General features: G+C 64.8%; 22 protein-coding genes. 13 read left to right on the forward strand and 9 right to left on the reverse strand.

Going from position 1 to position 23,082, the window contains the following annotated elements:
* Window positions 1–13 precede the first annotated feature (13 nt).
* The 4 genes from MnOB_RS10445 (at window position 14) to MnOB_RS10460 (ending at window position 4,431) form a co-directional block, all read left to right on the forward strand.
* On the forward strand, window positions 14–1,159 hold the full coding sequence (locus tag MnOB_RS10445) for a PilT/PilU family type 4a pilus ATPase (RefSeq protein WP_077524153.1): 1,146 nt from the start codon (window positions 14–16) through the stop codon (window positions 1,157–1,159).
* A gap of 75 nt (window positions 1,160–1,234) precedes the next feature.
* Complete coding sequence (locus MnOB_RS10450) at window positions 1,235–1,630, forward strand: NINE protein (protein WP_077524154.1); 396 nt, start codon at window positions 1,235–1,237, stop codon at window positions 1,628–1,630.
* 240 nt (window positions 1,631–1,870) lie between these two features.
* Window positions 1,871–3,250, forward strand: a complete 1,380-nt coding sequence (locus MnOB_RS10455; RefSeq protein ID WP_077524155.1) for a pyridoxal-phosphate dependent enzyme — start codon at window positions 1,871–1,873, stop codon at window positions 3,248–3,250.
* Window positions 3,247–4,431: a trans-sulfuration enzyme family protein gene (locus tag MnOB_RS10460; RefSeq protein ID WP_077524156.1), complete on the forward strand. Its 1,185-nt coding sequence runs from the start codon at window positions 3,247–3,249 to the stop codon at window positions 4,429–4,431. Before MnOB_RS10455 ends, MnOB_RS10460 begins: the two co-directional genes overlap by 4 nt.
* Before the next feature lie 133 nt (window positions 4,432–4,564).
* Here the strand turns inward: MnOB_RS10460 and MnOB_RS10465 are convergent, their stop codons facing one another.
* Entirely contained in the window at window positions 4,565–6,946 is a 2,382-nt protein-coding gene (locus tag MnOB_RS10465) for a penicillin acylase family protein (RefSeq protein ID WP_077524157.1), read from the reverse strand.
* A gap of 111 nt (window positions 6,947–7,057) precedes the next feature.
* Here MnOB_RS10465 and MnOB_RS10470 point away from each other — a divergent pair, with 111 nt between their 5' ends.
* Window positions 7,058–8,098: an AraC family transcriptional regulator gene (locus tag MnOB_RS10470; RefSeq protein ID WP_077524158.1), complete on the forward strand. Its 1,041-nt coding sequence runs from the start codon at window positions 7,058–7,060 to the stop codon at window positions 8,096–8,098.
* Here MnOB_RS10470 and MnOB_RS10475 read toward each other — a convergent pair.
* On the reverse strand, window positions 8,095–8,670 hold the full coding sequence (locus tag MnOB_RS10475) for a DUF6436 domain-containing protein (protein ID WP_077524159.1): 576 nt from the start codon (window positions 8,668–8,670) through the stop codon (window positions 8,095–8,097). The two genes, MnOB_RS10470 and MnOB_RS10475, sit on opposite strands and share 4 nt — an antisense overlap.
* 121 nt (window positions 8,671–8,791) lie before the next feature.
* Between MnOB_RS10475 and bipL the strand changes: the two genes are divergently transcribed.
* Window positions 8,792–9,733, forward strand: coding sequence for a phospholipase BipL (gene bipL / locus MnOB_RS10480; protein ID WP_077524160.1), 942 nt, complete (start codon window positions 8,792–8,794; stop codon window positions 9,731–9,733).
* An 88-nt stretch (window positions 9,734–9,821) separates the two neighbouring features.
* Here bipL and MnOB_RS10485 read toward each other — a convergent pair whose 3' ends face one another.
* The gene (locus MnOB_RS10485; protein WP_077524161.1) at window positions 9,822–10,577 is read right to left on the reverse strand and encodes a DUF2059 domain-containing protein; all 756 of its coding nucleotides are present in this window, start codon (window positions 10,575–10,577) and stop codon (window positions 9,822–9,824) included.
* Between the two features lie 207 nt (window positions 10,578–10,784).
* On the opposite strand from MnOB_RS10485, the gene MnOB_RS10490 reads away from it, so the two are divergent.
* On the forward strand, window positions 10,785–11,402 hold the full coding sequence (locus tag MnOB_RS10490; RefSeq protein WP_077524162.1) for a 2OG-Fe(II) oxygenase: 618 nt from the start codon (window positions 10,785–10,787) through the stop codon (window positions 11,400–11,402).
* 12 nt (window positions 11,403–11,414) lie between these two features.
* On the opposite strand, the gene MnOB_RS10495 is transcribed toward MnOB_RS10490, so the two are convergent.
* Window positions 11,415–11,972, reverse strand: a complete 558-nt coding sequence (locus tag MnOB_RS10495; protein ID WP_107504058.1) for a DUF6160 family protein — start codon at window positions 11,970–11,972, stop codon at window positions 11,415–11,417.
* 222 nt (window positions 11,973–12,194) lie between these two features.
* Here MnOB_RS10495 and MnOB_RS10500 point away from each other — a divergent pair, with 222 nt between their 5' ends.
* On the forward strand, window positions 12,195–12,686 hold the full coding sequence (locus MnOB_RS10500) for a 2-thiouracil desulfurase family protein (protein ID WP_077524163.1): 492 nt from the start codon (window positions 12,195–12,197) through the stop codon (window positions 12,684–12,686).
* 3 nt (window positions 12,687–12,689) lie between these two features.
* Here the strand turns inward: MnOB_RS10500 and MnOB_RS10505 are convergent, their stop codons facing one another.
* Window positions 12,690–13,220 carry a transporter substrate-binding domain-containing protein gene (locus MnOB_RS10505; RefSeq protein WP_077524164.1) on the reverse strand — a complete coding sequence of 177 codons (531 nt, stop codon included), beginning with the start codon at window positions 13,218–13,220 and terminating at the stop codon, window positions 12,690–12,692.
* A 126-nt stretch (window positions 13,221–13,346) separates the two neighbouring features.
* On the opposite strand from MnOB_RS10505, the gene MnOB_RS10510 reads away from it, so the two are divergent.
* Complete coding sequence (locus tag MnOB_RS10510; RefSeq protein WP_077524165.1) at window positions 13,347–13,778, forward strand: DUF4399 domain-containing protein; 432 nt, start codon at window positions 13,347–13,349, stop codon at window positions 13,776–13,778.
* 82 nt (window positions 13,779–13,860) lie between these two features.
* On the opposite strand, the gene serA is transcribed toward MnOB_RS10510, so the two are convergent.
* Window positions 13,861–15,090: a phosphoglycerate dehydrogenase gene (gene serA / locus MnOB_RS10515; protein WP_077524166.1), complete on the reverse strand. Its 1,230-nt coding sequence runs from the start codon at window positions 15,088–15,090 to the stop codon at window positions 13,861–13,863.
* Window positions 15,091–15,278: 188 nt separating this feature from the next.
* Here serA and MnOB_RS10520 point away from each other — a divergent pair, with 188 nt between their 5' ends.
* The 4 genes from MnOB_RS10520 (at window position 15,279) to MnOB_RS10535 (ending at window position 18,883) form a co-directional block, all read left to right on the forward strand.
* The gene (locus MnOB_RS10520; protein WP_077524167.1) at window positions 15,279–16,670 is read left to right on the forward strand and encodes an FAD-binding oxidoreductase; all 1,392 of its coding nucleotides are present in this window, start codon (window positions 15,279–15,281) and stop codon (window positions 16,668–16,670) included.
* A 71-nt stretch (window positions 16,671–16,741) separates the two neighbouring features.
* Complete coding sequence (locus MnOB_RS10525; RefSeq protein ID WP_077524168.1) at window positions 16,742–17,407, forward strand: fumarylacetoacetate hydrolase family protein; 666 nt, start codon at window positions 16,742–16,744, stop codon at window positions 17,405–17,407.
* Between the two features lie 85 nt (window positions 17,408–17,492).
* Window positions 17,493–18,425 carry an SdiA-regulated domain-containing protein gene (locus MnOB_RS10530; protein ID WP_077524169.1) on the forward strand — a complete coding sequence of 311 codons (933 nt, stop codon included), beginning with the start codon at window positions 17,493–17,495 and terminating at the stop codon, window positions 18,423–18,425.
* A gap of 110 nt (window positions 18,426–18,535) precedes the next feature.
* Complete coding sequence (locus tag MnOB_RS10535; protein ID WP_077524170.1) at window positions 18,536–18,883, forward strand: NirD/YgiW/YdeI family stress tolerance protein; 348 nt, start codon at window positions 18,536–18,538, stop codon at window positions 18,881–18,883.
* A gap of 137 nt (window positions 18,884–19,020) precedes the next feature.
* Here MnOB_RS10535 and MnOB_RS10540 read toward each other — a convergent pair whose 3' ends face one another.
* The 3 genes from MnOB_RS10540 to MnOB_RS10550 form a co-directional block, all read right to left on the reverse strand.
* Window positions 19,021–20,052: a histone deacetylase family protein gene (locus MnOB_RS10540; protein ID WP_077524171.1), complete on the reverse strand. Its 1,032-nt coding sequence runs from the start codon at window positions 20,050–20,052 to the stop codon at window positions 19,021–19,023.
* 34 nt (window positions 20,053–20,086) lie between these two features.
* On the reverse strand, window positions 20,087–21,478 hold the full coding sequence (locus MnOB_RS10545; RefSeq protein ID WP_077524172.1) for an APC family permease: 1,392 nt from the start codon (window positions 21,476–21,478) through the stop codon (window positions 20,087–20,089).
* A 537-nt stretch (window positions 21,479–22,015) separates the two neighbouring features.
* Entirely contained in the window at window positions 22,016–23,059 is a 1,044-nt protein-coding gene (locus MnOB_RS10550) for an ABC transporter substrate-binding protein (protein ID WP_077524173.1), read from the reverse strand.
* Between the last annotated feature and the right edge of the window lie 23 nt (window positions 23,060–23,082).

The following is a 23,082-nucleotide window of genomic DNA, read 5'->3' on the forward strand; positions in this document are numbered from 1 at the left end:
CAGCGAGAACATCATGGAATTCGAGAAACTGTTGCGCCTGATGGTGGAAAAAGGTGGCTCCGACCTCTTCGTCACGGCGGGTGTGCCGCCGTCGATGAAGGTCAATGGCAAGATCATGCCGGTGACCAAGAACCCCATGTCGCCGGAAATGACGCGGGAAACCGTGCTGGGCGTGATGAACGAACAGCAACGCCGCGACTTCGCCGAGAACCACGAGTGCAACTTCGCCATCAGCGCGCGGGGCATCGGCCGGTTCCGGGTCAGTGCCTTCTACCAGCGCAACCTGGTGGGCATGGTGCTGCGCCGGATCGAGACCACCATCCCCACCATCGAAGAGTTGAAGCTGCCGGAAATCCTCAAGAAGCTGTCGCTGACCAAGCGCGGCCTGGTGCTCTTCGTGGGCGCCACTGGTACCGGCAAGTCCACCTCGCTGGCGGCGATGATCGGCCACCGCAACAGGAACAGCAGCGGCCACATCATTTCCATCGAAGACCCGATCGAGTTCATCCACCAGCACCAGAGCTGCATCGTCACCCAGCGTGAAGTGGGCATCGACACCGAGTCTTTCGAGGTGGCCCTGAAGAACACCCTGCGCCAGGCGCCGGATGTGATCCTGATCGGCGAGGTGCGGACCCGCGAAACCATGGACCACGCCGTCGCCTTCGCCGAAACCGGCCACCTGTGCCTGGCTACCCTGCACGCCAACAACGCCAACCAGGCGCTGGACCGCATCATCAACTTCTTCCCCGCCGACCGGCAGCAGCAGGTGTGGATGGACCTGTCGCTGAACCTCAAGGCCATCGTCGCCCAGCAACTGGTGCCGACCCCTGACGGCAAGGGCCGTCGCGCGGTGATCGAAGTCTTGCTGAACACGCCGCTGGCCGCCGACCTTATCCGCAAGGGCGAGGTCCACGAGCTCAAGGGCCTGATGAAGCGCTCTACCGAACACGGCATGCAGACCTTCGACCAGGCGCTCTACAACCTCTATTCCCAGGGCGAGATCACTTACGAAGATGCGCTGCTCTACGCCGACTCGGCGAACGACCTGCGCCTGATGATCAAGCTCGGCTCCGAGACCGATGGCGAGCACCTGCAACACATGAGCGACGGCCTGTCGCTGCAGGTGACCGAAGAAGACCCGGGGCGCCGCTTCCGTTAAGCTCGCACCCCCTGAAGAAGCCCGCCCTAGGCGGGCTTCTTCTTGACCGGATACATCACCCCTGCAGGAGGCAGCATGAACACCCGTCAGGACACCCACAGCAAGGCCATCGGCTACCTGCTCTGGATCTTCGGATTCCTCGGTTCCCATCGTTTCTACTACGGCAAGCCTGTGACCGGAACTATCTGGTTCTTCACCCTGGGCCTGTTCTTCATCGGCTGGATCATCGACCTGTTCCTGATTCCCTCCATGGACCGCGAGGCCGCCCTGCGCTTCAACGCCGGCCAGTACGACTACAACGTCGCCTGGATCCTGCTGACCTTCCTCGGCGTCTTCGGCGTGCACCGCATGTACCAGGGCAAATGGATCAGCGGCATCCTCTACCTGCTGACTGGCGGCTTCTTCCTGCTCGGCGTGCTCTACGACTTCTGGACCCTGAACACCCAGGTTTCGGTGCTCAACGCCCGCTGATCCTGCGTTTTTTCTTGTAGGGGCGAATTTATTCGCCAATCGGGCCGCCAGGTCCGACTTGCGAGGCCTGATCGGGGGTGCTGCGCACCCCTTGGCGAATGAATTCGCCCCTACATCATTGCATCGCCTGTTCTACCCCCCCCTTCGTCGGAACCCATGGCGGCACCTCGCCTTGCAGCCTATGTTCCAGCGTGGGGCGCCCGCTTCGCCCCCTGCCTGGTCGCGCAAGGAGGTGACGCCATGAACAGTGTCAAAGACGTTCGTCCTGCAGTTCTCGACCTGATCGGCAACACACCACTGGTGCGGGTCACCCGCTTCGATACCGGCCCCTGTACGCTCTTCCTCAAGCTCGAATCCCAGAATCCCGGCGGCTCCATCAAGGACCGCATCGGCATCGCCATGATCAACAGCGCCGAGCGTGACGGCCGGCTCAAACCCGGCGGCACCATAGTCGAGGCCACCGCCGGCAATACCGGCCTGGGCCTGGCGCTGGTGGGGCGCGCCAAGGGCTACCGGGTGGTGCTGGTGGTGCCGGACAAGATGTCCACCGAAAAAGTGCTGCACCTGAAGGCCATGGGGGCTGAGGTACATATCACCCGCTCGGACGTCGGCAAGGGCCATCCGGAGTACTACCAGGACCTGGCCGGTCGTCTCGCCGCGCAGATTCCCGACGCCTTCTTCGCCGACCAGTTCAACAACCCGGCCAACCCGCTTGCTCACGAGTGCACCACCGGCCCGGAAATCTGGCAGCAGACCGGCCAGGATGTGGACGCCATCGTCGTCGGTGTCGGCTCGGCGGGCACCCTGACCGGCCTGACCCGCTACTTCCGCCGGGTGCAGCCCGACCTGGAAATGGTCCTGGCCGATCCGGTGGGGTCCATCGTTGCCGAATACACCCGCAGCGGCACCCTCGGCACGCCCGGTTCCTGGGCGGTGGAGGGCATAGGCGAAGACTTCATCCCGGGGATTGCCGATCTCTCCAGCGTGGGCCGGGCCTACTCCATCAGCGATGAGGAAAGCTTCGGCCACGCCCGCGAACTGCTGCGCAACGAAGGCATCCTCGGCGGCTCGTCCACCGGCACGTTGCTGGCCGCCGCGCTGCGCTATTGCCGCGAACAGAAGGTACCCAAGCGGGTGGTCAGCTTCGTTTGCGACACCGGCACCCGCTACCTCTCGAAGATCTACAACGACCAGTGGATGACCGACCAGGGCTTGCTGGCGCGCAAGCGTTACGGCGACTTGCGGGACATCATTGCGCGGCGCTACGAAGACGGCCGAGTGATCAGCGTCGGCCCCGACGACACCCTGCTCACCGCCTTCCAGCGCATGCGCCTGGCGGATGTCTCGCAGCTGCCGGTGCTGCGCGATGGACACCTGGCGGGCGTAGTGGACGAGTCCGACATCCTGCTCGGCGTTCATGCCGATGCCACGCACTTCCGCCAGCCGGTGGCGAGCGTCATGACCGCCCGCCTGGAGACGCTGGCGCCCGATGCCAGCCTGGCGGAGCTGCAGGCTGAACTCGACCGTGGACTGGTCGCCATCATTGCCGACGCGTCCGGCTTCCACGGCCTGATCACCCGCTCTGATCTGCTCAACCACCTGCGGAGGACCCTTGCATGAGCCAGCAGGAAGACGCCGAAGCGCGCGCCTTCGCCACCCGCGTGATCCACGCCGGCCAGGCGCCCGACCCGTCCACCGGCGCCATCATGCCGCCGATCTACGCCAACTCCACTTATGCCCAGGAAAGCCCTGGCGTGCACAAGGGGCTGGACTACGGCCGCTCCCACAACCCCACCCGCTGGGCGCTGGAGCGCTGCGTCGCGGACCTCGAGGGCGGTGCCCAGGCCTTTGCCTTCGCCTCGGGCCTAGCGGCGATCTCCACGGTGCTGGAGCTGCTCGACAGCGGGTCGCACATCGTCGCCAGTAACGATCTCTACGGCGGCACCTTCCGCCTGTTCGAGCGGGTACGCCGGGTCAGCGCCGGGCATCGCTTCAGCTTCGTCGACTTCAGTGATATCGGCGCAATTCGCGCCGCGATCCAGGACGACACCCGCATGCTCTGGGTGGAAACCCCGAGCAATCCGCTATTGCGCCTGGCCGACCTCGAAGCCATCGCGGAGCTGTGCCAGGGCCGGGACATCATCCTGGTGGCCGACAACACCTTCGCCAGTCCCTGGGTACAGCGGCCCCTGGAACTCGGCTTCGACCTGGTGGTGCATTCCACCACCAAGTACCTCAATGGCCACTCCGATGTGATCGGCGGCATCGCCATCGTTTCCAGCGACAGCCGCTGCGACCCGTTGCGCGAGCGCCTGGGTTTCCTGCAGAACGCCGTGGGTGCCATCGCCGGGCCCTTCGATGCCTTCCTCACCCTGCGCGGGGTGAAGACGCTCGCCCTGCGCATGGAGCGCCACTGCCACAACGCCCAGGAACTGGCCTACTGGCTGGAACAGCAGCCGCAGGTGGCGCGGGTCTACTACCCCGGCCTGCAATCCCATCCCCAGCACGCCCTGGCGCGGCGGCAGATGCAGGGTTACGGCGGCATGATCTCCCTCGACCTGCGCGCCGACCTGGCGGGCACCCGGCGCTTCCTCGAAGCGGTGCGTATCTTCACCCTGGCCGAAAGCCTGGGTGGCGTGGAGAGCCTGATCGAGCACCCGGCGATCATGACCCATGCCAGCATCCCGGCGGAGATTCGCGCGGAGCTGGGCATTGGCGATTCGCTGGTGCGGTTGTCGGTGGGGGTGGAAGACGTGGACGACCTGCGCGCGGACCTGGGGCAGGCATTGGGGAGGGTTTGATCCAACAGGGTTCCACTGTAGGGGCGAATTCATTCGCCAAGCAGACCGAAGGTCTGCCCTGCGAGCTCCCTGGGGCAGCTTTGCTGCCCTTGGCGAATGAATTCGCCCCTACAAGTGTGTCCGAGTGGGTCCGTTAGTTCGCTGGCACCAACTTCAGCGTCTCCTGGCTATTCGCCTTCACCTCATCCTCGGCGTAGTGCATCGGCACGTACTCCCCGCGCATGTACGGCTCGGCCTGGTCCTTGTAGTGACGGTCGAAGGGCACGCCGCTCTGGCCCACCGGGTTGATGCCCAGGGCATGTTCGGCGTCGGCCATGTCCACCAGGCGGCGCGTCGAGGGGCCGTGGAACACTTCCCAGGGCGCCGGGCCGACGCGGTGGGACAGGTTGTTGGGCACCTCGTGGCCACCCGGAGCGGCGAAGGGGCCGACGTTGAACAGCAGGTTCAGCGGCTTCTGCTGGCCCAGCGGATGGGCGTGGGTCAGGGTGTGGCCCTTGCCCCATTGCCATTTCGAGCTGTCCTCACCCAGGGTTTTCTTCAGGTGCGCCAGGCTGGCCTGCCAGGCCGTCTTGACCACCTCCGTGCGGCTTTCCTTCTGCGGCGTATCGCGCTTGTCCCACCAGGGCGAGGCCGGGTCGCTGGCCAGGCGCGGTAGGGCGGAGTCGAGGATGCGCGTCTGCAGCAGGCTGTCGAAGAAGGAGTCACCCAGCTCGTCGCGCATCAGCGCATTGGCCAGTTCATAGGTGAGCTGGTTGAACAGCGTGGCGGCGGTGGACTCCAGCGGGTGGTCGCCTTGCCAGCTGGCGAGCTGCTCCACCAGGGCGCGCTCGGCATCATCGCTGGCGGCAGCGCGCAGGTCGTCGAGGATCGGTGCGAGCAGGCGCGGGCCATAGCCGGTGGCGGTATCCAGTTGCAGTGCCTGGCTGTTCTGCACATTCCACTTCACGCCCGGCTCGGCCAGGCGCTGGTTCAGGCGCACGCCGCGATCCGGCAGGTTGTAGTAGCCCGGAATGGCCACGCCAGTCGGCGACAGCGGTTGGTAGTTCGCCGAAACGATGAAGCCGCGCTCCGGGTTTTCTTCGTGGGGGTTGGCGCTGAAGGGCAGGTAACCCGGCTTGTCGGCTTCGCCGGTGCTGCCGTCGAGGATGAAGTAGGGATTCACGCCCTCCGGGCGCTGCGGCAATTTCGCTGCCGCCCACCAGCCGATGTCACCGCTGGCGTTGGCCCAGATGATGTTCAGGCCAGGCGAGTGGATTTTCTCGGAGGCGGCGCGGGCCTTGTCCAGGCTGTCGGCCCGGTTGAGCTGGTAGAAGGCGTCGAGGATCGGGTTCTCGGTTTCCAGGAAGGCCCACCACATGGCGATCGGCGTCTTGCCGGCCGCCGCGCCCAGCGCGTCGTTGATGATCGGGCCGTGGGGCGAGCGGCGCAGCGTCAGTTTCACCGGCTCGCCATCCTTGACCTGGATGGTTTCCTCGCGGCTTTCCAGATTCACCCACTGGCCCTGGTACCAGACCTGGTTCGGGTTGTCCGGGTTGCTCTTCTCGGCGATCAGGTCGAGATCGTCGTTCTGGAACATGGTCAGGCTCCAGGCGAACTGGCGGTTGTGCCCGAGGGAGGCGACCGGGTTCAGTGCCTGGTGATGGCCATAGAGCTCGAAGCCCGGGTAGCTCAGCTGCGCCTCATACCACACCGCCGGTACGGCGAAACGGATATGCGGGTCGCCGGCCAGCAACGGTTTGCCGCTGGCGGTGTGGCTGCCGGCAACCGCCCAGGCGTTGCTGCCCTCGAACTGTGGCAGGCCGGCTTCGACCAGCGCCTGCTGACTGAGCTGGGCGAGGCGGTTGAGGTCCTGCCAGTCGCCCTGGGCGAGCGGCTGGCCGATCACCCCTTCGGGGTGCCAGTCGAGATCGAAGGCCTTGAGGTAGTCGGCGCCCAGTTCGTCACGCACGTAGGTGATCGCCGGCTCGGTGCGGAACGCGGCGGCGAAGCTGTAGGCCATGTAGCCGGCCACTGAGAGGGTGTCCGCGATGGTGAAGGGGCGTTTCTCGATGCCCAGCAGGTCGAATTCCACCGGCGCCGGACGGCTGTCCTGGTACTGGTTGATGCCGTCGAGGTAGGCCTGCAGGGCCTTGGTGGCCGGGCTGTCCTTGTCCATCTTGCTGGCGTACTCGTCGGCGTGGGCGCGAATCCCCAGGGTGCGGAACAGGCGGTCGGTGTCCACCAGGCGAGCGCCGAGGACTTCGGCCAGTTCGCCACGGGCGAGGCGGCGCAGCATTTCCATCTGGAACAGGCGGTCCTGGGCATGGACGAAGCCCAGCGCGCGGTACATGTCGGCTTCGTTGGCGGCCTGGATATGGGGTACGCCGCGCTCGTCGTAGCGTACGGTCACCGGCGCCTGGAGGTGGGCCATGGCAAGCTCGCCGTCGCGCACGGGCTTCTTGCTCTCGCTGTACCAGGTGGCGCCGCCAGCGGCCGCTGCGATGACCACGGCCAGGACAGTCAGGGTGCGTTTCATGCACGAAATTCCTTGTTGTTTTGGTCGCGGCATTCTCCCCAAGGCAGGCGTGGCAGGCATTGACCAAATACACGCGAGCTGAAAGTCTTCGGTCAATTTCGAGGAATCGCCATGTCCGCCACCGAGCCAGACACCAACAGCTTCGTTCCGCTGACCCACTCCGCCACCTTGCGCCGCCTGCTTTACGAAGCGCTGGCGGAACTCGGCCTGGACCCGGGCCGAATCTACCTCGGCGTGAACCAGCACCGTCGCCCGGGACCGCCGCCGGTGGACGGCCGCCTGCGCCATGACGATGCGCCGCAGTTCTGGCTGGCCGCCGACTCGTTGGTCGGCGACCCCGACGTCGGCCTGCACCTGGGCGAGGTCATGAAGCCGCGCCTGCTCGATGTGGTGGGCTATCTGCTGCTGGCCAGCCGTGACCTCGGCGAGGCGTTGGCCAGCTTCGTGCGTTTCCAACACATCCTGTCCGGCGGTTTCGTCGCCCAGCTGCATGTGGAGGGCGCGGTGGCGCGCCTGGTCATTGACCTCAACTATTTGGGCTTCTCTTCCCTGCGCCAGCAGATGGAATGCCTGGCGCTGCTCTTCACCAAGCTGCTGGGATTTATCACCGATGGCGATTTCCGCCTGGATGGCGTGCAGTTCCGCCATGCCCGCCCGGCGCGGGTGAGCGAGCACCAGCGGCTGTTCGGCCTGCTGCCGGTATTCGGCCGTGAGCATGACGCCCTGCTGTTCCCGGCGGCCCTGCTGAAGCGCCCGTCGCGCACTGCCAATCCGGAGATGCACCAACTGCTCTGGCAGCACGCCGAGGCGCAGCTGGACGCGCTGGTGGGCAACGACCTGCTCAACCGTCTGCGCTACCTGCTGGGTGTTCGCCTGGGCAAGGCGGAATGCTCGCTGGAAGCCTGCGCGGCGGAATTGGGCTTCAGCGCTGGCGGCTTGCAGCGGGCGCTGGCCGGCCAGGGCAGCAACCTGCGGCGGATACGTGAGTCGGTGCAGCAGGCGCGCGCCATCGAACTGTTGCAGGAGGGTCGAACCATGCGCGAGGTCGCTCGGGATTGCGGGTTCTCCGAGCTGTCGCCTTTCTACCGGGCCTTTCGCCGTTGGTACGGAATGCCGCCGGAGGCCTGGCGGGCGCGTCTCGGAGTCGGCTAGGTCGGCTCGCGCCAGGCGCAGAAGCAGCCTGCCGCCAGGGTGCTGCTGGCGCTGACCGGACGATTGTCGATCAAGGCTTCGAGAATCGGCTCGATGAAGCTATTGGCCGAGTTGCACACCGCCCCTTCGCTATAGGGGCCGAAGTAGGCCAGGCGGCCGTCGCGGTCCCAGATGCCCACCGCGGGCACCGCCGGCAACTGCTCGGAGCCGGGCATCGTGGCCAGCGGCTGCAGGGCTTCCAGGCCTGGCGGCAGCTGACCCTTGCTGCCCGGTTTCTGCAAGGCGTGGAAGGTCACGCCCTGGGACGCGAAGCGCTGGATCAGTTCGGCAAGGTGCTGCTGGTTGCCGGCGTTGCAGGGGCAGGCCGGGTCCCAGAAGTGCACCAGGCGGATGGGGCCCGGGCCGGCCAGTTCGGCCGGCAGGCGCAGCTGTTCGCCGGAGAACACCGTCGCCTGGCTATTGAAGGGGCGCACATAGCGCGACTCGTACCAGCGCAGAGCCAGCAGGATGGCGCCGACGCAGGCGAGGAGGGCGAGGCTGGTAAGCAGGGTCTTGGGATTGAGTGCACGCATGATCAAGGGCCTGTGCGGGGGCGCGTAGCTTGCCACGTTGCCTCGGGCAGCAGAATATCGGCAGCCGGTCAGGGCCCCGTACGGTCCTGTGGACAGATTTGCCTCCTCCAGGGAAAGCCCGATGCCAGACCAGTTCCATCCCGATCTCCTGCGTCCGTTATTGCGACCCTTGGCCGCAGGCGCCGCTGACCTGCGTCAGGCCCAGACCTATCGGACCTTCTACCGGCTGGACTTCGCTGCGCGCCATCCTGGCGTTCAGGCACGTCTGGGCTGCGTCGAGGCGGCCGGGTATTCACTGGTGACCCAGCTCTGGCTGCCGCCCGAGCCACGGGCCAGCCTGGTGATGCTGCACGGCTACTACGACCACATGGGGCTTTACGGCCACCTGGTGGACTGGGCGCTGGGCATGGGCTTCGCGGTGATCGCCTGCGACCTGCCCGGCCATGGGCTGTCCAGCGGCACGCGGGCCAGCATCGGTGATTTCGCCGAGTATCAGGCCACCCTCCAGGCCTTGCTGGGCGAGGCGGCGGCGCTGGACTTGCCGCAGCCTTGGCATCTGGCCGGACAGAGCACCGGCGGCGCCATCCTGCTGGATTACCTGCTCACCGGCACGCCACGTCCGGAGCTGGGCGAGACCCTGCTGTTCGCACCACTGGTGCGGCCGCGCGCCTGGGCCTGGTCGAAATTCAGCTACCAATTGATACGGCACTTCGTCGAGGGAATTCCCCGTCGATTCAGCGTCAATTCCAGCGATGCCGAGTTCATCGAGTTCGTTCACCACAAGGACCCGTTGCAGCCGCAAACCCTGCCTACGGCCTGGGTCGGGGCCCTGGCGCGTTGGGTGCCGCGGATCGAAAAGGCGCAACGCAGCCGTCGCCGGCCACTGGTGATCCAGGGCGATGGCGACATGACGGTGGACTGGCGGCACAACCTCGCCGTGCTGGCGGAGAAGTTCGATCAGCCTGAAGTGCTGATGCTGGAAGGCGCCGGGCATCATCTGGTGAACGAGGCGCCGGCCTATCGGGACCGGTACTTTGGCTTCTTGCGGGAAAGGTTGGGGTAGTTTTCGTAGGTAGGAGCCGGCCCCACATCCGTAGCCGCCTTGAAGGCCCCTTGTTGGGCTTCGCTCAGCACCAACCTACGAAAAGCATTCAGAGCCCCTGCTGGGCGGAAGCGTCCTGGCCCACCGCGAGGCCGGCGCGCACGGCGGCCAGGGCGGCCTGGTAGTAGGCCTTGCCGTCGGTGGATTCGGCAAAGGTGACGAACTCTTCCAGCTCCGGATCGGAGAGGTCGCGGTAGACGTAGAGCAGGGTGTTATCCAGGTCGTTGCCGATCTGCTCCATCAGCCGCTGACGCTGGCCATCGATCATGCCTTGGGCCTGGCCGCCACCGAGCAGGCCGGGAAGCATCTGGCTCAGGCTGTCGGCAGCAACGCCGGCCAGGGCCAGGCTGACTTCCGCGCCGGCTTCGCGGGCCGGCAGGGCTTGCGCCAGGTGGCCGATCAGCAGGCGGCGGGTGGATTCAGCCTCGATGCGCGGCAGGCCATTGGCATGCTTCGCCAGCTGGTCGCGGCGGGTCGCCAGGGTTTCCGCAGCGATGATCTTCTTGCCCAGCGGCGACTGGAAGAAGGCCAGTGCCGGACGCGGGTCCTGAAGCTGATTACGCAGCGCAACCTGGGCGCGCTGGTCGATGGCCTGGGGCTGGAAACGACGGTTGCTGTTTTCGACCAGTGCCTGGTAGACCGCCGGCGGCAAAGTCTTCTGGTAACGCTGCTGGGCCGCCGTCAGGGCGTCGTTGAAGTGCGCGCGTTGCTCCGGCCAGCCGGCCACCTGGTAGAGGCTGGCGTGGTCGTCGGCCAGGGCAGGCAAACCGAAGAGGAGGAGGGTGACGGCGAAGAGCAGGCGCATGGAGTCTCCTTGATGACGCAGTCCGCTGTTCGTATCGGACCCACGCGTACGGCATCGGTTCGGCGGGCAAGGCGGTGGCGGCGGGTTGGGCGTTGCGGGGTTGAGCGTGCGGCTATTCTCAGCGGACTCGGGCTTTATTGTCGAGGTGTCGGAATCTTCATCAGTGCATGTAGGTAATTTCCTGCTCGCTGGTAGAATTCCGCGATCATGCCGCTACCCGCAGAACGCCCCGTGCTCACTCCGATCGCCGACGACCTGGCCAGCCAGGGCTGGTCCCACCAGTGCCTGATGCTGCCTGCCGACCTTACCCTTGCCCTGGCCGATGAATGCCGCGCTCGCGAAGCAGCGGGCGCGCTCGCGCCGGCTTCCATCGGCCGTGGAGACGGGCAGCAGGTTCGCGAAGGGGTGCGCGGCGACCGTATCCAGTGGCTGGAGCCCGGCCAGTCGGCCGCCAGCGATGCCTATCTGGCGTTGATGGACGAGCTGCGCCAACTGCTCAACCGTGAGCTCTACCTGGGCCTGGAAGATTTCGAATGCCACTTCGCCTGCTATCCGCCCGGGGCCTTCTACCAGAAGCACCTGGACCGTTTCCGCGACGATGACCGCCGGGCCGTGTCGGTGGTGGCCTATCTGAACGCCGACTGGCAGCCGGAGCAGGGCGGTGAATTGCGCCTGTACCTGACTCAAGGTGAACGAGATGTGCTGCCCGAGGGCGGCAGCCTGGTGGTGTTCCTGTCTGCTGAAGTGCCCCACGAGGTCCTGCCGGCGAACCGCGAGCGGCTGTCCCTCACCGGGTGGTTCCGGCGCCGCGGCGGCCCGCTCTGAAGCCGGGGTCCGTCAGTGGCCCCAGACTCGGAAGTTGCCGCGCAGGTCGGTGATATCGCGAATTTCCAGGCTGCCGATCCGGCTTTCGCCGATGTGCATGTCGGCGGCGACCCGTACGCGGATGCGTTGGGCCGGAATGCCGCTGCCCTGGAGCTGGTCGTTGATGGTGGTGAGGTCGGGCAGCTCCAGGCGGACTTGCTGGGTACCGGTTGAATTCTTCACCACGTCGACCTTCAGGGTCGGTTGATCGACGCCGAAGATGGGCAGGGTGAGGCCGAGCTGCGCAGCTCCCAGGGGAAAGCTGCCACCGGCACCATTGGGGCAGTCGCCGGGCTTGAGGCAGCCGTTGTCGATGCGCACATTGCGCAATGACAGGCTGCCGCCATCGTCGTTCCAGCTGATGCTGTCGATGCGCGCCATGACGTCCAGGCGCAGGTTGATTCCAGCCTGGCCGCTGATTTCGCTGAGGGCCTGGTTGTCCAGGGATTCGAGGGCGGCCTGGCCGGTGCCGCTGAGCAGGGCGGTGCCGCAAGCCAGTGCGAGGCGCAGGTTGTGGGTTGTTCTGGGCATGGCACGCTCCTGTGCAGGTTGCGCGCAGTCTGGAGGGGCGCAGGCGCCACAGCCAGTGGCGCGGGGCGCTTCCAGCCGAAGGATGGGGAAGCTCGTCGCCTGCCTCCGAGAACGGCTTGGCAGTTAACGGGCCAAGGCCCTACCTTCGATCAGGCGCCGATTCGCGCGGGCGCCACCGGTGTTACCCGGGGTGACTACGACGGTTCCCCTCTGGAGATGAAGATGCAGAAGATCCTGGTCAGCCGTTGCCTGCTCGAGCAAAAGGTCCGTTATGACGGCGGCGCCCACGGGCCGTTCGACCTGTTGGAGCGCTGGCAGGCGGAGGGGCGCATCGTGCCGCTATGCCCGGAAGTGGCCGGCGGCCTGCCGACGCCCCGGGCGCCAGCCGAGATCGACGGTGGCCGCGGCGGCGCCGTGCTGGACGGCGAACTGCCGGTGCTCACCGACGACGGCCAGGACGTGACCGACGAGTTCGTCGCCGGTGCACGCATTGCCCTGGATCTGATGGCGCGCAACGGGATCCGTATCGCGTTGCTCAAGGCCCGCAGTCCTTCGTGCGGTAATCGGGAGAACTACGACGGCAGTTTCAGCGGCGTTCGTGTCGCCGGCGAAGGCGTGACCGCCGCAGCTCTGCGCCGCGCCGGTGTCGAGGTCTTCAGCGAAGAGGAGCTGGCCCAGGCCGCTGCGCGCCTGGCCGAACTGGACGAAGGCTGAGCCTCAGCGCTTGGCGGCAGTCGGTGGCTGGCTCAGGTCCTTGCCCAGCCATTGCGTCGACAGCGCGCCGAGCTTGCCCTCGCTGCGCAGCTTGATCAGGGCGCGGTTGAGGGTGTCGCGGAAGGCGGGATTGCCTTTCTGGAAGGGAATCGTCATGGGCTGCGCCAGATTGCCCTCGGTCTCGCTCACGGGAAAGACGTAGGGTTCGCTGAACTCCAGGGTCTGCTCGCCATCGGCGGGTGCGGCGACCCGGTCCAGGGCGATGTCATAACGACCGCTCTGCAAGCCTTCGAGCATCTTGCCGTCGTCGTCCACGACGAACTCCGCATCCACATTCATTTCCGCAGCCAGGGCGCGGCCCAAGGCCACGTCGAAGCCGGTCAGCTTGGCGTTCTCCCGGTAGCTGTAGGGCGGGTTGTTCTCCTCCAGGGCGATTCGCAGGCTGCCGCGCTCCCAGACATCATCGAGCAATTCGGCCTGGGCCAGCGGGCTCAGCAGGGCGAACAGGGTGGGCAGGCAGTAAAGCAGACGCATGGGGGACTTCCTCGATTCGTTATGGTTTTTCCGCTGGCGCAGATACGGCGCCTTGCTCGGACAGCAGGTGAACCTAACTGGTTGCATAGGGTCTGGTATCTGGCTCACAAAACATGGAGATGTGTAATGAGGACTTTGTCTTTCCTGAGCCTTGGCGCCCTGCTGCTTGGCGCCGCCACCGCCACCTTGGCCGCTCTTCCACGGACCCCGGCGCCCGAAGGCGCGCAGGTGTACTTCATCGAACCGGCTGACGGTGCCGCCGTCGGCCAGACCTTTACCGTGAAGTTCGGTCTCAAGGGCATGGGCGTCGCGCCGGCTGGCGTGGATGTGCCCGCAACCGGCCACCACCATCTGTTGATCGGCCTCGCCGAACAGCCGGAAATGGACCGGCCGCTGCCCATGACCGACAGCATCCGCCACTTCGGCAAGGGTCAGACCGAAACCCAGGTCACCCTGCCGCCCGGCAAGCACACCCTGCAACTGCTGGTGGGGGACAAGAACCACGTACCGCTGGAGCCGCCGGTGATCTCGCAATCCATCACCGTGACGGTCAAGTAAAGACGCTGGAAAAGAAAAAGGGAGGCCGAGGCCTCCCTTTTTCATGTCTGGCGAATGATCGCCGACGCGCAGCAGCCCCGCGTTAGAACAGGACGCGGCTGCGGATGGTGCCACTCACGTGCTGCAGCTTCTCGAGGGCGAGGTCCGAGTACTCGGCATCGACGTCGATCACCACGTAACCAACTTTCTCGTCGGTCTGCAGGTACTGACCGGAGATGTTGATGCCGTTGTCGGCGAACACCTTGTTGATCTCGCTCATCACGCCCGGCACGTTCTCGTGGATGTGCAGCAGGCGGTGCTTGCCCGGGTGGGACGGCAGGGCCACTTCAGGGAAGTTCACGGAGGACACCGAGGTACCGTTGTCGCTGTACTTCACCAGCTTCTCGGCCACTTCCAGGCCAATGTTGGCCTGGGCCTCGGCAGTGGAACCGCCGATGTGCGGGGTCAGGATCACGCGGTCCAGGCCACGCAGCGGGCTCTCGAACTCTTCGTCGTTGGACTTGGGCTCGACCGGGAACACGTCGATGGCGGCGCCGATCAGGTGCTCATCCTTGATGGCGGCGGCCAGGTGATCCAGCTCGACCACGGTGCCGCGGGCGGCGTTGATCAGGATGCCGCCTTTCTTGATGGCGCGGATTTCCTTCTCGCCGATCATCCATTGGGTGGACGGCAGCTCGGGCACGTGCAGGGAGACGATGTCGGACATGCCCAGCAGCTCATGCAGGTTGCCCACCTGGGTGGCGTTACCCAGCGGCAGCTTGGTCACGGTGTCATAGAAGAACACCTGCATGCCCAGGGCCTCGGCCAGCACGGAGAGCTGGGTGCCGATGGAACCGTAGCCGACGATACCCAGCTTCTTGCCGCGGATTTCGAAGGAGTTGGCTGCGGACTTGATCCAGCCGCCGCGGTGGCAGGAGGCGTTCTTCTCCGGAATGCCGCGCAGCAACAGGATGGCCTGAGCCAGCACCAGCTCGGCTACCGAGCGGGTGTTGGAATAAGGAGCGTTGAATACGGCGATGCCTCGCTCGCGGGCGGCACTCAGGTTGACCTGGTTGGTGCCAATGCAGAAGCAGCCGACGGCGATGAGCTTCTTGGCGCAGTCGAACACATCGTCGGTGAGCTGGGTGCGCGAGCGAATGCCGATGAAATGCACGTCGGCGATCTTTTCCTTCAGTTCGTCACCCGAGAGGGCGCCCTTGAGGTACTCGATGTTGGTGTAGCCGGCGGCCTTCAGGGTGTCCACGGCGTTCTGGTGGACGCCTTCGAGGAGAAGGAACTTGATCTTGCTCTTTTCGAGAGAGGTCTTGCTCATCTGCGTACCTATGTATCCCGGTAAAAATGTCAGAAGCGGGCCGTGGGGGAGCGCGGGCTGCTACCCGGAATATCGGCTGGAGCGCACGATTCACGGGGTGCGTATGCTAGCATGATCTCCTTTTTCCTTGCTCGGTTGCGACCTGAAACGTTCTCAGGGCGACCATGAATGATTTGAGAGTTTCGCTGATGACCAACGCTGCCCTGATCGAAGAGCTGAAGACCCTGGTTGAACCCGGCAAGGTACTGACCGATGCCGCTTCCCTGGACGCCTATGGCAAGGACTGGACGAAGCATTTCGCCCCCGCGCCGAGCGCCATCGTCTTTCCCAAGAGCATCGAGCAGGTTCAGGCCATCGTTCGCTGGGCCAACCAGCACAAGGTGGCGCTGGTACCGTCCGGCGGTCGTACCGGCCTTTCCGCCGCGGCCGTAGCGGCCAATGGCGAAGTGGTCGTCGCTTTCGATTACATGAACCAGATCCTCGAATTCAACGAGTTCGACCGCACCGTGGTCTGCCAGCCGGGCGTGATCACCGAGCAGCTGCAGAACTTCGCCGAGGAAAAGGGCCTGTACTACCCGGTGGACTTCGCGTCCGCAGGTTCCAGCCAGCTTGGCGGCAACATCGGCACCAATGCCGGCGGGATCAAGGTGATTCGCTACGGCATGACCCGTAACTGGGTGGCCGGCCTGAAGGTGGTCACCGGCGCCGGCGACCTGCTGGAGCTGAACCGCGACCTGATCAAGAACGCCACCGGCTACGACATGCGTCAGCTGTTCATCGGCGCTGAAGGCACCCTGGGCTTCGTGGTCGAAGCCACGATGCGCCTTGACCGCGCGCCGAAGAACCTCACTGCGATGGTGCTGGGTTCCCCGGACCTCGACTCCATCATGCCGGTGCTGCACGCTTTCCAGAGCAAGCTGGATCTCACCGCCTTCGAGTTCTTCTCCGACAAGGCCATGGCCAAGGTCCTGGCCCGTGGTGACGTGCCGGCGCCCTTCGAGACCGAGTGCCCCTTCTATGCGCTGCTGGAGTTCGAAGCCGCTAGCGAGGAGATCGCCAACGACGCCCTGGCCACCTTTGAGCATTGCGTCGAGCAGGGCTGGGTGCTGGATGGCGTGATGAGCCAGAGCGAGCAACAACTGCAGAACCTGTGGAAGCTGCGCGAGTACATCTCCGAGACCATCTCCCACTGGACGCCGTACAAGAACGACATTTCGGTCACCGTTTCCAAGGTGCCGGCCTTCCTGCACGACATCGACGCCATCGTCGAATCCAATTACCCGGACTTCGAAGTGGTCTGGTTCGGCCACATCGGCGACGGCAACCTGCATTTGAACATCCTCAAGCCGGACAACCTGTCCAAGGACGAGTTCTTCGCCAAGTGCGCCACCGTGAACAAGTGGGTGTTCGAGACCGTGCAGAAGTACAACGGCTCGATCTCCGCCGAGCACGGCGTGGGCATGACCAAGCGCGATTACCTCGGCTACAGCCGTTCGGAGCCTGAGATTGCGGTGATGAAGGCGATCAAGGCGGTGTTTGATCCGAACGGGATCATGAACCCCGGGAAAATCTTTAATTAAGCGCGAAGGCGGCGGATGACTCCGGAAGGATCATCCGCCGTTTGCTTTATGCACCGTTCAGGAGTCGGTAAATGAGCTACCAGCACCAGTATGTCGATGGCACCTCGATCCACTTTTCCCTGGGCAAGGTGGTCTGCGTCGGTCGCAACTACGCCGAGCACGCCAAGGAACTGAACAACCCTGTGCCGACCGAACCGCTGCTGTTCATCAAGCCGGGCTCCTGCACGGTGCCGCTGGTGGGTGGCTTCAGCATTCCGCTGGATCGCGGTTCGGTGCACTACGAGGCGGAAATCGCCGTGCTGATCGGCAAGCCGCTGTCGCGCCGTCCTGATGAAGAGGAAGTGCGCGACGCCATTTCCGGCTTCGCCCCGGCCCTGGACCTGACCCTGCGAGACGTGCAGGCGAAGCTGAAGGAGAAGGGCCTGCCCTGGGAAATCGCCAAGTCCTTCGATGGTGCCTGTGTACTGGCGCCCTTCGTGCCCGGCGACGCCCCGGAGCGTCTCGACGACATCGGCATCCGCCTGAGCGTCAACGGCGAAGTCCGCCAGGACGGCAACAGCCGCGACATGCTCAATGCCATCCTCCCGCTGATCCAGCACATGGCCGGCCACTTCAGCCTGCAGCCGGGCGACGTCATCCTCACCGGCACGCCGGTGGGCGTCGGCCCGCTGAACCAGGGCGACGAACTTGTGCTGGAACTGGTAGGGCACAGTCGCTTCGAAAGCCGGGTCATCTGACCCAGCCGACCGCCGGTCGGGGTTTCACGGAACTTTCACTGGCATTTGGCTATCTATTGCCGACCCTTTTTTTGAGTAGTACCTGATGCCGCGCCGCCTCCTGTCGTTCGTTAGCCGTCGCCGACTGATGCTGGGCCTGGTCGCCATTGCCGCCGGCGCCACCGCGCTGACCCGGTACATGCACTGGGATGACCGTGCCCTGGTGTGGGTCGGCGAGCAGCAGGCGAGTCAGGAACAGCGCGCCGCCAGCATCTGGCTGCCGGGCTACAAGGCCGTGCTGCAGGGCAAGCCCCTGGCCGGTCTGGAGAACGACGAAACCTCCGACCTGGCCTACAACCCCGTTACCGGGACCCTGTTCACCGTCACCGGCAAGTCGCCCACCCTGGTGGAGCTGAGCCGTGAGGGCGAGGTGCTGCGCAAGATTCCGCTGAAGGGCTTCTCCAACCCCGAAGGCGTGGCCGTACTCGAAGGCGGCCATGTGGCGGTGACCGACGAGCGCCGCCGTACGCTGTCGATCTTCGAACTGGACCCGGAAACCCGTGAACTGAGCGCCGATGCGACGAACGAGTTCGACCTCGGCTTCCCGGACTCGGGCAACAAGGGCTTTGAAGGCATCGCCTGGGACCCGCTCAACGGCCAGTTGATCCTCGGCAAGGAGCGTGGCCCCGTCGCCCTGTTCAGTCTGGGCAGCGATGGCAACGAGACCCTTGGTGAAGCGCTGCGTCCGTTACCCAGCTATGGCCTGGGCATGCGCAACCTTTCGGCGTTGAGCATCGACCCGCGCACCGGCCATCTGCTGGTGCTCTCGGCCCAGTCCAATCTGCTGCTGGAGCTGAATGAACAGGGCGAACCGGTCAGCTTCATCAGCCTGCTCGGCGGCATGAACGGCCTGGACAGCCGTATTCCCCGAGCTGAAGGCGTGGCGATGGACGAGAGCGGTGACATCTACGTCGTCAGCGAGCCCAACCTGTTCTACGTATTCCGCAAGAACCTGGTCGCCAGCGTCGATCCGAGCTGACGCGCTCTGCAGGGTGCGCCATTAAGCTTCGCTTAAGGCGCTTGTAAGCCTCGTTTCAGCTAGCCGCCTTAGCCTGATCCCGTCATCTACAAACACACGGGATCATCTCCATGAAAGCCAAATACCTCGCTCTGCTCGCCGTACCGCTGTTCTCCACCGCCGTCATGGCCAACAGCTACACAGGCCCGGGCGCCAATGCCCAGATCAGTACCGTCGCCGCCGCCCTCGAAGCCACCGACGATGCTCCGGTGGTGCTGAAGGGGCAGATCGTTCGCCGCATCAAGGGCGATATCTACGAGTTCAAGGACGCCACCGGCACCATGAAGGTGGAAATCGACGATGAGGACTGGCCGCCGATGTCCATCGACGACAAGGCCACGGTCAAGCTGACCGGCGAAGTGGACCGCGACCTGATGGGCCGCGAAGTGGATGTGGAATTCGTTGAGCGGGTGAACTGATCGAGGACAAGAGGGAATTGCTCGGGACCTGTAGGGGCGAATTTATTCGCCAAGGGCTGCAACGCAGCCCCCTGCGGACGCCCGGGCAGACCTTTGGCCTGCTTGGCGAATGAATTCGCCCCTACAAGAAAAGCGCTTCAAGCCACGCTATCGAACCCCTGCAGCACATTGATCGCGTTGATGCCGATCTCCTCCACCGCATAACCCCCTTCCATCACGAACAGCGTCTGCAGGCCGAGCTTGCCGATGATCTCGCCCATGCGCAGGTAGTCCGGGCTGTCCAGCTTGAACTGCGAAATCGGGTCTTCCTTGAACGTATCCACGCCCAGTGAAACCACCAGCGCGTCCGGGGCGTATTCGGCGATCTGCCGGCAGGCGTCGGCGAGGGCGAGGCTCCAGACGGACCAGTCGATGCCTGAAGCCAGCGGGTAGTTGAAGTTGAAGCCCTCTCCCGCTCCCACGCCTTTCTCGTCGGCGAAGCCCAGGTAGTAGGGGTACTCGAAGCGCGGATCGCCGTGGATCGAGGTGAAGAGCACGTCGGCGCGGTCGTAGAAGATGTCCTGGGTACCGTTGCCGTGGTGGTAGTCCACGTCCAGTACTGCGACTCGCTTTGCGCCAGCGTCCAGCATGGCCTGCACGGCAATGGCCGCGTTGTTCAGGTAGCAGTAGCCGCCCATGTAGTCGGCGGCAGCGTGGTGGCCCGGCGGACGGCAGAGGGAGAAGATGCCGCGGGCGCCCTTGCGCAGTTCGGCCTGACCGCTGAGGGCGACATTGGCCGAGCTGGTGATGGCCTGCCAGGTGCCGGCAGTGATCGGCGCACCGGCATCGAAGGAGTAATAGCCCAGGCGGCCGTCGATATCGGTCGGCTCCACCTGGCGCAGGCGGCGGGTCGGCCAGGCGATGGGCAGCATATCGTGGCTGCGGCCCTTGGCCTGCCATTCGCTCCAGGCCGTCTTCAGGAAGTTTACGAACCCCTCGCTGTGCACCCGCAGGATGGGCGACAGACCAAAATCGGTCGGTGCCTGGATGGCACCCAGGTTCACTGCCTTGGCGCGGTCCAGCACCATGTCGGCGCGGCTCGGTTTCTCGAAGCAGGGGGTGAACTGGCCACCGATCAGCTCATGCTTGCCGTGGTGCAGGTGGTGGTCGTCGGAATAGATCGTCAGCATCAGCGTCTCCTGGGCGGCTAGGGGTCAGTCGGGGTCATTCGAACTCAGAGAATTGCACCTGCGGCGCCTTGCGGCGGAAGCCGCCAGTCTGAACCGCCAGGTAGGCCAGGCCAATGGCGAACCAGCCGAGGCCGATGGCCAGGGTCAGGCCCGACAGGCTGGTCCAGAGCCAGGCAATCAGGGCGAAACCGATCGCCGGAATCAGGCCATAGCGCAGCAGGTCAGCCGGCTGGCGCGGACGGCCGTCGAACAGGTGGGTGCGGATCACCGCCAGGTTCACGGCGGAGAAGGCCACCAGGGCGCCGAAGCTGATCATCGATGCCAGGGTAGCGAGGTCGATCACCACCGCCAGCAGCGACACGGCCGAGACGATCAGGATGGCGGTGGTCGGGGTCTGGAAGCGTCCAGACAGGGTGCCGAACAGGCGGCGCGGAAGAATGCCGTCGCGGCCCATGCTGTAGAGGATGCGCGACACCGAGGCCTGGGAAGCCAGGGCCGAGCCGACGGAGCCGGCGACATAGATGGCGGTGAAGAATGCAGCGAGGAACTGCCCGCCAGCCTTCAGCATCACTTCGTTCGCAGCGGCGTCGACGTCCTGGAAGACGCTACCGGGGAATACCAACTGGGAAACCAGCGCCAGGACGAAGAACAGCGCACCGGCAATCAGGGTAGTAATGACGATGGCGCGCGGGATGTCACGCCGCGGATCGCGGGCTTCCTCGGCCAGGGTCGATACCGCGTCGAAGCCGAGGAAGGACAGGCAGAGCACCGCCGCACCAGCCATCAGCGGTGCCAGTCCCGGCTGGCTGCCGTCGCCGATGAAGGGAGCGGTGAAGTCGATCGGTGCGCCGAACAGGCTCTTGCCGGCCATGGCCAGGAACACCACGACGAACACCACCTGGGCGGCCACGATCAGGTTGCTCATGCTCGACACCGAATTGATGCCGCGAACGTTCAGCGCGGTGACCAGGGCAATGGCGCTGACCACGAAGACCCACGCCGGTACGTCGGGGAAGGCCACGTTGAGGAACAGGCCGATCACCAGGTAGTTGATCATCGGCAGGAACAGGTAATCCAGCAGCAGCGACCAGCCGGTGAGGAAGCCCGCGCCAGCGCCGAAGCTCAGGCTGGTATAGGAGTACGCGGAGCCAGCGATGGGGTAGCGGCGGACCATGAAGCTGTACGACAGGGCGGTGAAGATCATCGCCAGCAGAGTCACCACATAGGCCAGGGCGGTGCGGCCGCCAGTCATCTGCGTGACCACGCCGTAGGTGGTGAAGATGGTCAGCGGCACCATGTAGACCAGGCCAAAGAACACCAGGGCGGGCAGCCCGAGTATCCGGCGCAGGGCGGTTCCCTGGGCGCTGTGAGTGAAATCGTTGGGCAGGCTGCCGCTGTTTTCGAGGCTGGCGGACGGGGTGGGCATTTATTCTTCTCTCCAATCTACTGCGCGCCGCTGGGCGGCGCCTGGGTCGCTATGCGAGCCATCCATGCGCGTGCGAGGCCGGGTCCGTTGCGCATCCGGCTGTGCGCGGGCAGTCAGTAAAGGTGGAGTTGCGGGGTCCGCAGGACGAAGTGGGGAAGGGTGATTCGAGGCGCAAGTGCACGGGACATCGTCGTATCTCTCTAGCCATTTTTCTTGTTGAATCGGCGCCGCCATGGGGCGCCTGCTAGTGGCATGCATTTCCGATTCTGTCAGCGCCCGGCAGGCCGCAGAACCCCGCAAAGGGTCAAAAAGGGATCGAAATGGCCAACATGGTTGGCCGGCTTTTTCTAGTCTCTGTCAATTGGGTGGAAGACTTTCTGGTGGCGCGGGGATCCGTAGGATGGCGTAGAGCGCAGCGAAACCCATCACCTCGGCCGCAGGAATGCTACCCGTCCGATCCTGCGGCATTGGTGCTTTAGCCAGGCTTCCCTCACCCCCGGCCCCTCTCCCGGAGGGAGAGGGGGACAAGTGCGTCGCTTACTTCTTCAGCTTGGTCCACACCTTGCTGCGCAGGCTCAGGGCCTTGGGCGAGCAGAGTTTGAAGGTGCGCAGGCGATCGAGCTTGTCTTGCGGGGTGTTGATGGCCGGGTCATCGAACAGTTCCTTCTCCATGAACTTGTCCGAGCCCTCGATGGCGTTGTTGTACTTGGCGAAGTTGGAGGCGGCGGCGATGTTCTCTGGCAACATCATCCAGTTGATGAAGGCGTGGGCCTCCTCGACGTTCACCGCGTCCTTGGGAATCACCAGGTTGTCGATGAAGACGTGGATGCCTTCCTTCGGATAGACGTAGACCAGGCTATCGCGCTGGGCGTGGGCGCGGTGGAAGGCGCCGTTCCACTGCATGTGCATGGCGACTTCGCCGGCGGCCATGCGCTCAATGGTGCCATCGCTGTTGTACATCGCCAGGAGCGGCTTCTGTGCCAGCAGGAGGTCCTGGATCTTCTTCGCTTCCTTCGGGTCTTCGGTGCACTGGTCGACGGACAGGTAGTGGGAGGCGGCGATGTACAGGTCTTCGATGGAGTTCAGCGCGACGACCTTGCCTTTCAGTTCGGTCGGCGGCTCGAAGAAGGGTTTCCAGCTCTCATCCAGCTTGCCGCCCGGTACCTGCTTGCTGTCGTAGCTGTAGCCGGTGGTGCCCCACAGGTAAGGCACGCTGTAGTCGTGGCCGGGGTCGAAGTCGAGCGTCTGGAAGTTGGCCTTGAGGTTCTTCAGGTTGGGCAGCTTGCTCTTGTCGAATTTCTGCAGCAGTCCGTCGCCGGCCATGATCTGGATGAAGCTGTCAGACGGGACCACCACGTCGTAGGCACCGCCACCGGCCTTGAGCTTGGCCAACAGGGTCTCGTTGCTGTCGTAGGCATCCAGGGTGGCCTTGATGCCGGTGTCCTTCTCGAACTTCTTCAACAGCTCCGGCGGGTAGTAGTCCGACCAGTTGGCGAAGTGCAGGGTCCCTGCCGCCTGGGCCGAGCCGGCAAGGCCGGAGGCGAGCAGTATGGCAAGTGCGAGCGGGGTACGACGGGTCATGGTCAAGCTCCTTGCTGGTCGAG

Source organism: Metapseudomonas resinovorans, from assembly GCF_002003485.1.
Taxonomy (GTDB): domain Bacteria; phylum Pseudomonadota; class Gammaproteobacteria; order Pseudomonadales; family Pseudomonadaceae; genus Metapseudomonas; species Metapseudomonas resinovorans_D.